The 13,429-nt window shown below is 74.2% G+C and carries 13 protein-coding genes; 7 read left to right on the top strand and 6 right to left on the bottom strand.

Annotated features, from left to right (window positions below):
- Nucleotides 1-47: 47 nt before the first annotated feature.
- Genes rfaE1 through L7N97_RS17185 form a run of 3 tightly spaced genes read left to right on the top strand, consistent with a single transcriptional unit; the run spans nt 48 to nt 2,960 of the window.
- The gene (rfaE1, locus tag L7N97_RS17195) at nt 48-1,526 is read left to right on the top strand and encodes a D-glycero-beta-D-manno-heptose-7-phosphate kinase (protein WP_237479524.1); all 1,479 of its coding nucleotides are present in this window, start codon (nt 48-50) and stop codon (nt 1,524-1,526) included.
- Nucleotides 1,523-2,503 carry an ADP-glyceromanno-heptose 6-epimerase gene (rfaD, locus tag L7N97_RS17190; RefSeq protein ID WP_237479523.1) on the top strand — a complete coding sequence of 327 codons (981 nt, stop codon included), beginning with the start codon at nt 1,523-1,525 and terminating at the stop codon, nt 2,501-2,503. Before rfaE1 ends, rfaD begins: the two co-directional genes overlap by 4 nt.
- A gap of 28 nt (nt 2,504-2,531) precedes the next feature.
- Entirely contained in the window at nt 2,532-2,960 is a 429-nt protein-coding gene (locus L7N97_RS17185; RefSeq protein ID WP_237479522.1) for a cupin domain-containing protein, read from the top strand.
- Here the strand turns inward: L7N97_RS17185 and L7N97_RS17180 are convergent.
- On the bottom strand, nt 2,861-3,145 hold the full coding sequence (locus L7N97_RS17180; protein WP_237479521.1) for a hypothetical protein: 285 nt from the start codon (nt 3,143-3,145) through the stop codon (nt 2,861-2,863). The genes L7N97_RS17185 and L7N97_RS17180 overlap by 100 nt on opposite strands.
- 162 nt (nt 3,146-3,307) lie before the next feature.
- Between L7N97_RS17180 and L7N97_RS17175 the strand changes: the two genes are divergently transcribed.
- On the top strand, nt 3,308-4,537 hold the full coding sequence (locus L7N97_RS17175; RefSeq protein ID WP_237479520.1) for a cytochrome P450 family protein: 1,230 nt from the start codon (nt 3,308-3,310) through the stop codon (nt 4,535-4,537).
- A gap of 48 nt (nt 4,538-4,585) precedes the next feature.
- Here the strand turns inward: L7N97_RS17175 and L7N97_RS17170 are convergent, their stop codons facing one another.
- Nucleotides 4,586-4,999, bottom strand: a complete 414-nt coding sequence (locus L7N97_RS17170) for a DUF2794 domain-containing protein (protein ID WP_428981060.1) — start codon at nt 4,997-4,999, stop codon at nt 4,586-4,588.
- Nucleotides 5,000-5,278: 279 nt separating this feature from the next.
- Between L7N97_RS17170 and htpG the strand changes: the two genes are divergently transcribed.
- Nucleotides 5,279-7,198 (top strand): molecular chaperone HtpG, encoded by a 1,920-nt coding sequence (htpG, locus tag L7N97_RS17165; RefSeq protein WP_237479518.1) that lies wholly within the window; start codon nt 5,279-5,281, stop codon nt 7,196-7,198.
- Between the two features lie 201 nt (nt 7,199-7,399).
- Entirely contained in the window at nt 7,400-8,272 is an 873-nt protein-coding gene (gene prmC / locus L7N97_RS17160) for a peptide chain release factor N(5)-glutamine methyltransferase (RefSeq protein ID WP_237479517.1), read from the top strand.
- Here the strand turns inward: prmC and L7N97_RS17155 are convergent.
- The 4 genes from L7N97_RS17155 to L7N97_RS17140 all read right to left on the bottom strand — a co-directional run bounded on the left by L7N97_RS17155 (nt 8,242) and on the right by L7N97_RS17140 (nt 12,724).
- Entirely contained in the window at nt 8,242-8,979 is a 738-nt protein-coding gene (locus tag L7N97_RS17155; protein ID WP_237479516.1) for an aspartate/glutamate racemase family protein, read from the bottom strand. The genes prmC and L7N97_RS17155 overlap by 31 nt on opposite strands.
- A gap of 64 nt (nt 8,980-9,043) precedes the next feature.
- On the bottom strand, nt 9,044-9,325 hold the full coding sequence (locus L7N97_RS17150) for a hypothetical protein (protein WP_237479515.1): 282 nt from the start codon (nt 9,323-9,325) through the stop codon (nt 9,044-9,046).
- 112 nt (nt 9,326-9,437) lie between these two features.
- Nucleotides 9,438-12,023, bottom strand: coding sequence for an ABC transporter permease (locus tag L7N97_RS17145; protein WP_237479514.1), 2,586 nt, complete (start codon nt 12,021-12,023; stop codon nt 9,438-9,440).
- Nucleotides 12,020-12,724 carry an ABC transporter ATP-binding protein gene (locus L7N97_RS17140; RefSeq protein ID WP_237479513.1) on the bottom strand — a complete coding sequence of 235 codons (705 nt, stop codon included), beginning with the start codon at nt 12,722-12,724 and terminating at the stop codon, nt 12,020-12,022. Before L7N97_RS17140 ends, L7N97_RS17145 begins: the two co-directional genes overlap by 4 nt.
- Between L7N97_RS17140 and L7N97_RS17135 the strand changes: the two genes are divergently transcribed.
- On the top strand, nt 12,716-13,417 hold the full coding sequence (locus tag L7N97_RS17135) for an arylesterase (RefSeq protein ID WP_428981000.1): 702 nt from the start codon (nt 12,716-12,718) through the stop codon (nt 13,415-13,417). The two genes, L7N97_RS17140 and L7N97_RS17135, sit on opposite strands and share 9 nt — an antisense overlap.
- Nucleotides 13,418-13,429 lie beyond the last annotated feature (12 nt).

Here is a 13,429-nt window from a genome sequence, read left to right as displayed (position 1 = left end):
GCCCCGCCGCGCCATAGGTCCCGCCGGAACGGGACGGGGCTGACGCCATGCGGCATGTGTTCGACGGACTGGCGCGCGCTCGGGTCGCGGTGATCGGCGACCTGATGCTCGACGTCTACCTGCAGGGCGAGGTCGAGCGCATCTCGCCCGAGGCGCCGGTGCCGGTGGTGCGCCTCGCCTCGGAGCGCGCGGTGGCGGGCGGCGCCGCCAACGTGGCGGCCAACGTGGCGCATCTCGGCGGGCAGGTCGACCTCGTCGGCGCGGCCGGCCCCGACGAGGGCTTCGCCGCGCTGTCGCGCCTCCTCGACGCCCACGGCGGCATCGCGCAGGGCGGCGTGGTGGTGGACGCCGCCTGCCGCACCACGCGCAAGACGCGCCTGCTCGGCCACAACCAGCAGATCGCCCGCATCGACCACGAGCACCGCGGCCCCCTGCCCGCCGCCGTCGACGCGCGCGTGGCGGAGCGCGCCGCGGCGGCCGTGGCCGAGGCCGACATCGCGGTCCTGTCCGACTACGGCAAGGGCGTCGTGTCGGACGCGCTGCTCGCCGCCGTCTTCGCCGCGGCGGCCGAGGCCGGCAAGCGCGTCATCGTGGACCCGAAGCGACGGGATCTCGGCGCCTATCGCGGGGCCGCCATCGTGACGCCGAACCGCGCCGAGCTGGCGCTCGCCACCGGCCACCCCTGCGAGACCGACGAGGACGCCCGCGCGGCGGCCGAGATCGCCATCCGGCAGTGCGGCGCCGACATCCTGCTCACCCGGTCCGAGAAGGGCATGAGCTACTTCCCGGTCGACGGGGAGCCGATCCACCTGCCCACCGTCGCCCAGGAGGTGTTCGACGTGTCGGGCGCCGGCGACACGGTGGTGGGCACGCTGGCGCTCTGCCTCGCGGCCGGCCTGCCGATCGCGGAGGCCATGCGGGCCGCCAACCACGCCGCCGGCATCGTGGTGGGCAAGGTCGGCACAGCGCTGGTGTCGCGCGAGGAGCTGCTGGCCGACCTGATGGCCGACGGCGGTGCCGACGTCGAGGACGGCCGCCTGATGGACCGCGAGGCCCTGGTGGCGCAGCGCGCCTGGTGGCGGCGCCAGGGCCTGTCGGTGGGCTTCACCAACGGCTGCTTCGACCTCGTCCACCCCGGCCACGCGTCGCTGATCCGCCAGGCCGCCGCGGGCTGCGACCGGCTCGTGATGGCGCTGAACACCGACGCGTCCGTGCGGCGCCTGAAGGGGCCGAGCCGCCCGCTGCAGGGCGAGGCGGCGCGGGCCGAGGTCGTGGGCGCCCTGAAGGGCGTGGCCGCCGTCGTGCTGTTCGACGAGGACACGCCGCTGGAGCTGATCTCCGCGCTGCAGCCCGACCTCCTCGTCAAGGGCGCCGACTACACGGAGGACACGGTCGTGGGGGCCGACGTCGTCAAGGCCGGCGGCGGCCGGGTCATGCTGGCGCGGCTCGTGCCCGGCCAGTCGACGACGCGGCTCGCGGCGCGGGGCGCCGCGGTGGCCGCGCCGGCGGCCGGGACGGCCGCGTGATCCTGGTCACCGGCGGCGCCGGATTCATCGGCTCGAACCTCGTCGCCGACCTCGAAGCCGCCGGGCGGGGCGGCCTCGTGGTGGCGGACTCGCTCGGCCGCGAGAACAAGTGGCGCAACATCGCCAAGCGCAACCTGCGCGACGTGGTGTTCCCCGCCGAGATCGAGGGCTGGCTCGCCGGCCGGCCGCGGCTCGACGCGGTGATCCACATGGGCGCCGACAGCTCCACCACGGCGACCGACGGCGACCACGTCGTCCGCACCAACTTCCGCCTGTCGACGCGGCTGTGGGACTGGTGCGCCGCGACCGGGACGCCCTTCGTCTACGCTTCCTCGGCCGCCACCTACGGCGACGGCGCGCTCGGATTCGACGACGACGCGGCACCCGAGGCGCTGGCGCGCCTGCGGCCCCTGAACCTCTACGGCTGGTCCAAGCACCTGTTCGACCGCTGGGCGGTGGAGCGCGCCGCCGAGGGGCACGCGCCGCCGCAATGGGCGGGGCTGAAGTTCTTCAACGTGTTCGGCCCCAACGAGGGCCACAAGGGCGACATGCGCTCGCTCGTCGCCAAGACGGCGCGTCGCGTCGCGGCGGGCGAAACGATCCCGCTGTTCCGCTCGCACCGGGACGGGATCGCCCACGGCGAGCAGCGGCGCGACTTCGTCTCCGTGAAGGACTGCGGCGCCGCCGTTCTGTGGCTGCTCGACCACCCCGAGGTCTCGGGCCTGTTCAACCTCGGCACGGGCCGGGCGCGCTCCTTCAACGACCTCATCCGGGCGGTGGGCGCCGCGCTCGGCGTCGACGCGCACATCGCCTACGTGGACATGCCCGGCGAGATCCGCGGCCAGTACCAGTATTTCACGGAGGCCCGCATGGGGCGGCTGCGCGCCGCGGGCTTCGAGCGCCCCTTCGCGGCGCTGGAGGACTCCGTCGCCGACTACGTGCGCAGCCACCTGATGGCCGCCGACGAATACCGGTGACCATCGGAGCTATGGGGAGGATGCCGTCGTGACGCAGCACGTGATCGCATGGGACGAGGTCGAGGCCGCGCCGGCGCCGGGCGGCCTCGTGAAGCGGCGGGTCGAGCTGCCCGGCATGTCGCTCGTCACCGTGGAGGTGCCGGCCGGCCTCAGGGGCACGCGCCACAGCCACGACCACGACCAGTTCGTGCAGGTCGTGTCGGGCACCGGCACGCTGGAGACCGAGCAGGGCGAGCGCCCCTTCTCGGCCGGCACGGTCTTCGTGTTCCCGCCGGTACCTGGCACCTGGCGAACTTCCACACCGACACGGTGCTGGTCGAGACCAACCTCGCGCCGGGCTGACGCGGCCGCGCCCCGTCAGCGCGGGCAGACCTTGTCCAGCACCGCGCCGACGTCGATGCCGACGGTCGGCTGGCCGCCGGCCTTGAACGTCGCGTCGGCCGCGATCGTGGTGTAGGCGTCCTGGCGCTGGATCATGATGGACCGCACGGTGATCCAGCTGCCGTCCGGGCCGGGCTTGAAGTCCGAGCACTGCACGGTCTGGCCCCTGAGGTTCGGCTCGTAGGGGATCTCGCTCGTGGCGGCCGAGGCGGACGCCGACGCGCAGGCGATCGACAGGCATCCCAGCAGCAGGCTTTTCATCGACGCGCTCCCTCACCGTCCCCGCGCGCGGGCCGCGCGCCTCCGGGACCGTCAAGCGCCTACCTTATCCTTCGTTCCGCCTCCGTGACGAGGGGCGCGGCGTCGCTCCCCGCCCGCGCCGCATTTCGGCGCTTAACGGAGGCGATCCTCCGGAGCCGCCCCTTGCCCGCCAGTGCCGCCGACAAACCCCAGCCGCTGTGGGACGCGAAGCGCCGCGCCGACCCCTACGGCTACTACGCCGAGCTCCGGCGCCACCGGCCCGTGTTGCGCGCCACCGTGCCGGGGCGCGGCGCCGTGTGGGTGGTGACGCGCTACGCCGACGCGGCCGCGCTGCTGAAGGACCCGCGCTTCTCCAACGACCGGCGCGCCTCCGGCGTGCCCTCGCCCTTCTTCGGCGGGCTGCCCGTCCCGCGCTCGCTGCGCGCGCTGTCGTCCAACATGGTGGAGGCCGACGACCCGTCCCACGCGCGGCTGCGCGGCCTCGTCGGCCGGGCCTTCACGCCGCGGCGCGTGGCCGGACTCGAAGCGCGGGTGGAGCGGATCGCGGCCGACCTGCTCGACCGCGCGGCGCCGCGGGGCCGCATGGACCTCGTCGCCGACTTCGCCCTGCCGCTGCCGTTCACGGTCATCGCGGAGCTGCTCGGCGTGCCGGAAGCGATGCGGCGCGAGTTCCGCGCCCGCGTCCGCGGCGTCACGGCGACGCCGGAATCCCTCGCGATGCGCCTCGCCGTGTGGCTGCCGCGGCTCATCGGCTTCGTCCGCTTCTTCGAGCGGCTGGTCGCCTATCGCCGCCGCGTGCCGGACGACGCGCTCATCACCGCGCTGGTGTCGGCGGAGGCCGAGGGCGACCGGCTGTCGCCGACCGAACTCGTCGGCATGGTGTTCATCCTGTTCTTCGCCGGGCACGAGACCACGGTGAACCTGATCGGCAACGGTACGCTGGCGCTGTTCGACGCGCCGGGCGAGATGGCGGCGCTGAGGGCCGACCCGTCGCTGACCCCGGCGGCGATCGAGGAGCTGCTGCGCTTCACCAACCCCGTCGAGGCGGTGGCGATGCGCTACACGCGCGAGCCGGTGGAGATCGGCGGCGTCGCCATCCCGGCGCGCGCGACCGTGATGGCGCTGATCTCGTCGGCCAACCGCGATCCCGAGGCCTTCCCCGACCCCGACCGGCTCGACATCCGCCGCGAGGGCCGCAGCCACCTCGCGCTCGGGGCCGGCTCGCATTACTGCCTCGGCGCGAGCCTGGCCCGGCTCGAAGCGCGGGTGGCCTTCGAGGCGCTGCTCGCCCGCTTCCCGCGGCTCAGGCTCGACGGGCCGCGCGACGCGGTGCGCTGGCGCCCGCAGGGCGTGCTGCGGGGTCTGAACAGCCTGCCGGTGCGGTGGGATTGATCGCGCGCGACCCGGTCGGGTCAGGATCGACGAAGAGCCCCCTTCGCATCACACCACCACGAGCTTCGGCTTGCGGTCGATCGCCTGCAGCACGCGGGCGAGGTCCGGCCCGCGCTTGAGGATCAGCCCCGTGGCGGCCACCACCGAGTAGGCGCCCTGGCGCCGCGCCAGCGCCGGGTCCTTCTCGACGCGGTAGAGCGGCACCTCGGACGCGCGGCGGTAGATGGAGAACACCGCCTTCTCGGGCAGGAAGTCGAGCGCGTAGTCGCGCCACTCGCCCTCCGCGACCTGCCGGCCGTAGACGTTGAAGATCTCGCGCAGCTCGTGCCGGTCGAAGGACACCACCGGGGCGGCCGGCACGAAGGCCGGCTCGGGGGAAGGCGGCGGCGTCCGCCGCGACGGGAAGGGGGCCACCGACCCGCCGCCCTGCTGCCGCTCGTCCGGCGTGTCGCCCTGGCTCATCCCGCGCTCCGTGTTGCCGGTGTCGAGAATGGCCCCGGCCGGCGGCCCCTTCAAGCCTGGGCCTCCGCGGACCGGGGCGCCGTCTCTTTTCCGCCGTGATCCGCCTTGCGATCCCGCGGCCAAGCTTCGATATGAGCCTCGCCCCCGCGGTCACGCCGCGCGGGGCCGGGGCCGGCCCGGCCGGCCCGCATCGTGCCATCACGAGACCCCGGCCGCGCCGGCGCGGAGCGCGTCGCTTCCCCCCGGCTTCGGGTCTTCCAAGGGAGGATCGCGAGTTCCATGAGCGAGGCTGACATTGAGACGGCGCCGGCGGCTGCCGGCGAGACCAAGGCGTTCCAGGCCGACGTGTCGCGCCTGCTCGACCTCATGGTGCACTCGATCTATTCCGAGCGCGACGTCTTCCTGCGCGAGCTGATCTCCAACGCCGCCGACGCCTGCGAGAAGCTGCGCTACGAATCCATCGCCGAGCCGAGCCTCGCGGCGGACGGCGAGGGCTTCGCCATCCGCGTCGTGCTCGACAAGGACGCCAAGACCCTGGCCGTGGTCGACAACGGCATCGGCATGGCGCGCGACGACCTCGACCGCGCGCTCGGCACAATCGCGTCCTCGGGCACCAAGGCCTTCCTAGACCGCATCGGCGACCGGGCCGAGGAGGAGAGCGGCAACCTCATCGGCCAGTTCGGCATCGGCTTCTATTCGGCCTTCATGGTGGCGGACAGCGTCGAGGTCCGCACCCGGCGGGCCGGCACCGACCAGGCCTGGCGCTGGACCAGCGACGGCAAGGGCTCCTACGCGGTGGCGGCGCTGCCGCTCGACGAGGCGCCGGAGCGCGGCACCCGCGTGACGCTGCACCTCAACGAGGAGGCCGCCAAGGAGTTCGGCGAGCCCTGGCGCGTCGAGCGGCTCATCAAGGAGCATTCCGGCGCCGTGGCGGTGCCGATCGACCTCGTCGAGAAGCCGGACGCCGAGCCGCGCCGCCTCACCGACGGCGCCGCGCTCTGGGCCAAGAACAAGTCCGAGATCACGCCCGAGCAGTACACCGAGTTCTACCGCGGCGTCGCGGCCCAGTACGACGAGCCGGCGCTGACGATCCACTACCGCGCCGAAGGGCGGCACGAATATTCCGTGCTGGCCTTCGTGCCGGGCTCGAAGCCCTTCGACCTGTTCGACCCCCAGCGCAAGGGCCGCACCAAGCTCTACGTGCGCCGCGTGCTGATCACCGACGAGGCCGACCTGCTGCCGGGCTGGCTGCGCTTCGTGCGCGCGGTGGTCGACACGGCCGACCTGCCGCTCAACGTGTCGCGGGAGATGGTGCAGAACTCGCCGATCTTCGCCGCCATCCGCAAGGGCGTCACCAATCGCGTCCTCGGCGACCTGACCAAGATGGCCGACAACGACGCGGACGGTTTCGCGAAAGTGTGGGAGAACTTCGGCGCGGTGCTGAAGGAGGGCCTCTACGAGGACCCCGAGCGCCGCGACGGGCTGTTCAAGCTCGCCCGCTTCGCCTCCACCAAGCACCCGGACGGCGGCCGCACGCTGGTCCAGTACGTGGCGGACCTGCGCGAGAACCAGACCGCGATCTACTACCTCGTCGGCGACGACCTCGCCCGGCTGAAGACCTCGCCGCAGCTCGAAGGCTTCCGCGCCCGCGGCATCGAGGTGCTGCTGCTGCCGGACGCCGTCGACGCCTTCTGGGTGCAGAACGCCGTCGGCTTCGAGGGCAAGCCCTTCAAGTCCGTCACCCAGGGCGCGGCCGACATCAAGTCCGTGCCGCTGGCCGAGGGCGAGAAGGCGCCCGAGAGCGAGGAGGTCGGCCCGAAGATCGCGACCCTGCTCGCCTTCATGAAGCAGACGCTGGAGGGATCGGTCGAGGACGTGCGCGCGTCGGACCGCCTGTCCGAGAGCCCGGCCTGCCTGATCGCGCCCGAGTTCGGGCCGGACCGGCGCCTGGAGAAGATCCTGGCCCAGCACGGCAAGCTCGGCGGCGCGGCCTCCAAGCCCGTGTTGGAGGTCAACCCCGGCCACCCCCTGGTGACGGCGCTGGCCGAGCGCTACGCCGGCGAGGGCGACCGCGCGGTGGTCGAGGACTCGGCCTGGCTGCTCCACGACGAGGCGCGCATCATGGACGGCGAGCTGCCGGCCGACGCCGCCGCCTTCGCGGCGCGCCTGCGCCGGGTGATGGAGAAGGCGGCGGGGTGACCCGACGCTGACAAGCATCGCGCGACGCCGGCCGTGTCCTTCTCCCCATTGGGGAGAAGGTGGCGCGAAGCGCCGGATGAGGGGTGGACAGGCGCCACGCCCGCAGCTGTCCTCCCCTCATCCGGCCTTCGCGGCTTCGCCGCCGGCCACCTTCTCCCCGCAGGGGAGAAGGGCGCGATGGACCGCAGAGGTCGTCGTCGAATGACCACCCTCACCGCCGCGCTCCGCGCCGCCACCCGCGCCCTCGCGTCGGCCGGTGTGCCCGACCCCGAGGTCGACGCGCGCATCCTGCTGCTCGCCGCGGCCGGGCTCGACCGGCTCGCCCTGATCCTCGACCCCGGCCGAGCCCTGCCCCGCGACGCCACGGAGCGCCTCGACGGCTTCGTCGCGCGCCGCGCGGCGCGCGAGCCCGTGTCGCGCATCCTTGGACGGCGCGACTTCTGGGGCCTGACGCTGCGCGTCACCCCCGACGTGCTCGACCCCCGCCCCGACACGGAGACGGTCGTGGCCGCCGTGCTCGACGCGCTCGGCCCCCGCCGCGGCGAGCCGCTGCGCCTGCTCGACCTCGGCACCGGCTCGGGCGCGATCCTGTGCGCCCTGCTGAGCGAACTGCCGCGCGCCTCCGGCTGGGCCGTCGACCGCTCCGCCGCCGCCTGCGCCGTGGCGCGGGGCAACCTCGACGCCTGCGGGCTCGCGCCGCGCAGCCTCGTCGTCCAGGGCGACTGGGCCGTGGCGCTCGCCGGCGGGTTCGACACCGTCGTGTCGAACCCGCCCTACATCGAGAGCGCCATCATCCCGGAACTCGACCGCGACGTGCGCGAGCACGATCCGCTCGCGGCGCTCGACGGGGGCGCCGACGGGCTCGACTGCTACCGCGTCCTCGCCGCGGACCTGCCGCGCCTGCTGGCGAAGGGCGGCGTCGCCTGCTTCGAGGTCGGCCGGGGGCAGGACGGGGATGTGGCCGGGTTGATGCGCGCGGCCGGGCTGGCCGATGTCGCGACGCGGGCCGACCTCGGCGGCGTCGAGCGGGCCGTGCTGGGGCGTCAGGCGGCGGGCATGCGCCCGAGCGCGTAGTCCACCGCCGCCTCGACGTGCAGAGCCGTCGTGTCGAAGACGGGGAAGCCCGGCAGGTCGCCCTGGCCGATCAGGAGGCAGATCTCCGTGCAGCCGAGGATCACGCCCTCGGCGCCCGCGGCCCTGAGCGCGTCGATCACGCGCAGGTATTCGGCGCGCGACGAAGGGCGGATGTCGCTCCGCACGAGCTCGTCGAAGATGATGCGGTCCACGGCGGCGATGTCGGCCTCCGCCGGCGCCATCACCTCGACGCCGAACTTCTCCGCGTAGCGCCGCGCCATCTCGGCCGAGCACATGGTGGGCGCGGTGCCGAGCAGGGCCACGCGGCGCAGGCCCGCGGCGCGAATCGCCGCGCCGGTCGGGTCGACGATGTGGATGAAGGGCGTGGAGCGCTCGGCCATGATGGGCGCCACCACGCGGTGCATGGTGTTGGTGGCGCAGACCACCACGTCGACGCGCGCCCCCTCCAGCCGGTCGACCTTCTCGGCCAGGTAGGCGCGCGCCTCGTCCCACAGGCCGTTGCGGACGAAATGCTGGATGTTGCCGAAGTTGACCGAGACGACGATCACCTCGGCATTGTCCCAGCCGCCGTGGTGAGCGTTCAGCCGCGCGTTGATGAGGCGGTAATAGTCGGCGGTCGCGGCGTCGCTCATGCCGCCGAGCACGCCGATGGTCTTCTGCGGCAGGGGACGGACGGGCGAGGTCATCGGGGGCGCTCCGGGCAGGCCCCCGGTCTGCCCCGTTTCGGCCGCGCCCGCAACCGCTCCCCCCTCAGCAGGACTCGGGCACGTAGCGGCATTTCCGGTCGTGCTCGTTCTGGAGCATGATCGCCCCCGGGCTGCCGGCCGGGTAGCCGCCGTAGGCGCCGTTCGGCCCCTGGACGTAGTTGCCGTAGCCGTAGCGGTTGACGTGGTAGTAGGGGTTCTCGCCCCGCGCCCGCGCGGCGCCGAGCTGGTCGTACTGCGGCGAGGGCGCGAGCTGCGCCATCGCGGCGGGGGTGAGCAGGCCTGAGGCCAGGAGGCCGGCGGCGGCCAGGAGGGATCTCGTGAACATCGGGGATCTCGGGGGGATGGGTGCACCTTCCCCCGTCAACGTTCGAGCGCGGGCGCGGATCGCCGCCCGCGCCGCGTCGCCGTGCGGCGGGTGGGCGCGGGCGCCCGGCCCGTCACAGCTCGCGCAGGTAGCTCGCCGGCTTCTGCCCGAGGATGCGCCAGGTGCCGAGCAGCCCCAGGCCCACTGTGACGACCAGCGCCGCCGCCGCGGCCTCGACGGCCGGCGCCCAGGCGAAGGCGAAGTCGAAGCCCATCACGCGGCTCACCACGCCCCAGGCCGCCACTGTCCCGGCCAGAACGCCGAACAGCGCCGTGCCGAGCCCGAGCATGCCGTATTCGAGCACGAAGGCGAGCAGCAGCCGCCGCCGCGTGGCGCCCAGCACCTTCAGCATCACGGCGTCGTAGACCCGCGCCCGCCGCCCCGCCGCCAGCGCGCCGGACAGCACCAGCACGGAGGACAGGATCGTCACGGCCGAGGCCGCGCGCGTGGCCGTGCCGAGCTTGCCCACGAAGTCGTTCACGGCCACCAGCACGTCGCGCACCCGCACGGTGGTGACGGCGGGGTAGTCGCGCGCGATGTCGCGGGCGAGCCGCGCGTCGCGCGCGGGATCGTCGGTCGGGAAGCCCGCGGTGGCGAGCACCATGTAGGGCGCGCCGCGGAAGGCGTCGGGCGAGAACACCATCACGAAGTTGATGCCGAGGTTCTGCCAATCCACCTTGCGCAGGTTCGCCACCTTGGCCGTGACGGGCCGGCCGAGCACGTTGACGGTGACGCTCTGCCCGAGCTTGAGGCCGATGCCGTCGGCGAGCTCGCGGTCGAAGGACACGAGGGGCGGCCCCGCATAGTCCTTCGGCCACCACGCGCCCTCGACCACGCGGCTGCCCTTCGGCGGCTCGGTCGCGAAGGTGATGCCGCGATCGCCCTCCAGCACCCAGTTGGCGCCCTGCCTGGCGTGGACCTTGTCGGCCGGCACGCCGTCCACCGCGGTGATGCGGCCGCGCAGGATCGGCACGTCTTCCAGCACCGCCGCGGGCGCGTCCCTCCTGACGAAGGCCAGGAAGTCCGGGGCCTCGCGGTTCGGCACGTCGGCGAAGAAGAACGACGGGGTGACGCCGGGCCGCGCCTCGGTGATCTGGCGCTGGATGTTGCTGTCGATCAGCGCCAGCGTGACCAGGAGCGTCAGGCCGAGGCCGAGCGACAGCACCACGGCGCCGGTGAGCGCGCCCGGCCGGTGGATGTTGCCGAGCGCGAGGCGCAGCGGGACGCTGCGGGGCCGCGGCAGGGCGCGGGCCGCGGCCATGAAGCCGAAGGCGACGAGGCGCAGCAGCGCGAAGACCGCGAGCGTCGCCCCGACGTCGTAGGCGGCGAGCCGGTGGTCCTCCGAGAACAGGATCGCGCAGCCCGCCAGCGCCGCCGCGGCGAGCAGGAGCGCGGCGAGGTAGGCGGGGCGCAGCCGGCCGGGGTCGGGCTCGACCGCGTCGCGGAACAGCGCCGACACCGGCACGTCGTGCACGCGGCCGAGCGTCGGCAGCGAGAACACCAGCGCGGTGAGGAAGCCGTAGAGCGCGCCCAAGGCCAGCGCGCCGGGGTGGATTCCCGCCACCATCGGCAGCGGGATCAGCGCGCCGAAGCCCGCCACCGCGGCGTAGGGCAGCGCGGCCCCGACCGCGACGCCGGCCAGCACGCCGAACAGGGCCACCAGCATCACCTGGGCGAGGCCCATGGCGAAGACGGAGCCGCCCGGCGCGCCGAGCGCCTTCAGGACGGCGAGGCTCGCGCGCTTGCGCTCCATCGCGGCCTTCACGGCGTTGGCGACGCCGACGCCGCCGACCACCAGCGCGGTGAGGCCGATGAGGGTCAGGAACTGGGTGAAGCGGCCGAGGTTGCGGTCGAACTCGGGGGACACGTTGTTGCGCGTCTTGATCTCCCAGCCGGCCTCGGGGAAGGCCGCGCGCGCGTCCGCCACGAGGCGCGACAGGGCGGCGTCGTCGGCGGGGCCGCCGATGTCGAGCCGCGCCGTGAACTTGGCGAGGCTGCCCGGCTGGATCAGCCCCGTCGCGTCGAGCCCCGCCCGGTCCATCAGCACGCCGGGCGCGAAGGCGATGCCGCCGGCGAGCCGGTCGGGCTCCGAGCGGATGACCGCGCGCAGGGTGAAGTCGCCCGCGCCGATCTTCACCGCGTCGCCGACCTCGACGCCGAGCCGGTCCGCCAGCGCGGCGTCGGCGGCGAGGCCGGGGCGGCCGTCCCGCGGGGCGAGGGCGGCGTCGAGCGGGCCCGGCGGGTCGAGGTCGACGCGGCCCGCCGTCGGATAGGCGGCGTCGACCGCCTTGACGTCGACGAGGCTCGCCTGATCCCCGGCCCGCGCCATGGAGCGCAGGGTGACGACCTGGCTGAGCCGCCCGCGCGCTTCGAGCCAGCCGCGCTCGGGCGCGGTCAGCGGCTGCGACACGGTGGAGAAGGCGGCGTCGCCGCCCAGCATCGTGCGGCCCTCGCGGCCGAGCCCGGCCGACAGGCTGCCCGCCACCGAGCCCACCCCCGCGATGGCGGCGACGCCGAGCGCGATGCACACGAGAAAGATCCAGTAGCCACCGAGGCCGCCGCGCAGGTCGCGCCAGGCGAGGCGCAGCGCGATGGGGCCGCGCGGCCCGGCCGGGCCGCCCCGGCGCGCGGCCGCGGCGGCCTCCGCCCGCGCGCTCAAGCGGCGGCTCCGGCCGCAGCCCGGGCGGTGTCGGACTCGACCACGCCCGAGCGGATCCGCACGGTGCGGTCGCAGCGCGCCGCGAGGCCGGGGTCGTGGGTGACCAGCACCAGGGTCGCGCCGCGCTCGCGCTTCGTCGCGAAGATCAGGTCCATGATGGCGCGGCCCGTCGACTCGTCGAGGTTGCCGGTGGGCTCGTCGGCCACGAGGATGGCGGGGTCGGGCGCGAGCGCGCGGGCCAGCGCCACGCGCTGCTGCTCGCCGCCCGACAGCTGCGACGGGTAGTGCCCGAGCCGCTCGCCGAGGCCGACGCCCGTCAGCTCCGCCGCGGCGCGCGAGAAGGCGTCGGCGCGGCCGGCCAGCTCCAGCGGCACGGCGACGTTCTCCAGCGCCGTCATGGTGGGGATGAGGTGGAAGCTCTGGAACACGATGCCGATGTGGCGGCCGCGGAAGCGCGCGAGCCGATCCTCGTCGAGCCCGTCGATGCGGGTGCCGTCCACCGTGACGGCGCCGCGCTCCGGCCGCTCCAGCCCGGCCAGCACGCTCAGCAGCGTCGACTTGCCGGAGCCGGACGGGCCGGTGAGCCCCACCGCCTCGCCCTTGGCGACGGCGAGGTCGATCCCCTTCAGGATATGGACTCGCGCCGCCGCACGCCCCAGACTCACGTGGACGCCGTCGAGCGAGATCGCAGCTTGAACCATCACAGACCCTCGAAGCTCCGCGCCCGGCGGCTCCACCCATATGGGCTCGTCCGCCGGCTCTGTCAGTCGGCCACGGCCAGCCTGTTGGTCGCATCGGCGGCGCCGGCCTTCGCGGCGACGACGATCGCGGCCTTCGGCGACAGCCTGTCGGCCGGCTACCAGCTCCCCGCCGACGCGGCCTTCCCGGCCGTGCTGGAGGCCGCCCTGCGCCGCGACGGCTACGACGTGACGGTCAGCAACGCGGCCGTGTCGGGCGACACCACGCAGGGCGGGCTCGAGCGGCTCGACTGGTCGGTGCCGGACGGGACCGACCTCGCGATCGTGGAGCTCGGCGCCAACGACATGCTGCGCGGCGTCGACACCGCCGTGACGGCCAAGAACCTCGGCGACATCGTCGCGGGCCTGCAGAAGCGGCACATCAAGGTGCTGCTGGCCGGCATGTATGCCGCGACCGAGCTCGACGGGGGCTACCGCGAGCGCTTCGCCGCCATCTACCCGTCGCTCGCCAGGCGGGACGGCGTGCCGCTCTACCCGTTCTTCCTCGCGGGGATCATCGGCCACCCCGAGCTGCACCTGCCCGACGGCCTCCACCCCAACGCCGCGGGCGTGAAGGTGATCGTCGACAACATCCTGCCGACCGTCGAGGAAACGCTGCGGGGCATGGGCGTGAAGCCTTCGGGGGTGAAGGGGTGAGCGAGGCCTCGC

Origin of the sequence: Lichenibacterium dinghuense (assembly GCF_021730615.1) — a bacterium.
GTDB classification, from domain to species: Bacteria; Pseudomonadota; Alphaproteobacteria; order Rhizobiales; family Beijerinckiaceae; genus Lichenihabitans; species Lichenihabitans dinghuensis.
This window is presented reverse-complemented; position numbering and strand designations above follow the sequence as displayed.

Bases quoted from the DNA above. Each gene is read 5' to 3' on its own strand.
- rfaE1 (WP_237479524.1), top strand. From the start codon at position 48: ATGCGGCATGTGTTCGACGGACTGGCGCGCGCTCGGGTCGCGGTGATC.
- L7N97_RS17140 (WP_237479513.1), bottom strand. From the start codon at position 12,724: ATGGTTCAAGCTGCGATCTCGCTCGACGGCGTCCACGTGAGTCTGGGG.
- L7N97_RS17150 (WP_237479515.1), bottom strand. From the start codon at position 9,325: ATGTTCACGAGATCCCTCCTGGCCGCCGCCGGCCTCCTGGCCTCAGGC.
- L7N97_RS17180 (WP_237479521.1), bottom strand. From the start codon at position 3,145: ATGAAAAGCCTGCTGCTGGGATGCCTGTCGATCGCCTGCGCGTCGGCG.
- L7N97_RS17155 (WP_237479516.1), bottom strand. From the start codon at position 8,979: ATGACCTCGCCCGTCCGTCCCCTGCCGCAGAAGACCATCGGCGTGCTC.
- prmC (WP_237479517.1), top strand. From the start codon at position 7,400: ATGACCACCCTCACCGCCGCGCTCCGCGCCGCCACCCGCGCCCTCGCG.
- htpG (WP_237479518.1), top strand. From the start codon at position 5,279: ATGAGCGAGGCTGACATTGAGACGGCGCCGGCGGCTGCCGGCGAGACC.
- L7N97_RS17170 (WP_428981060.1), bottom strand. From the start codon at position 4,999: ATGAGCCAGGGCGACACGCCGGACGAGCGGCAGCAGGGCGGCGGGTCG.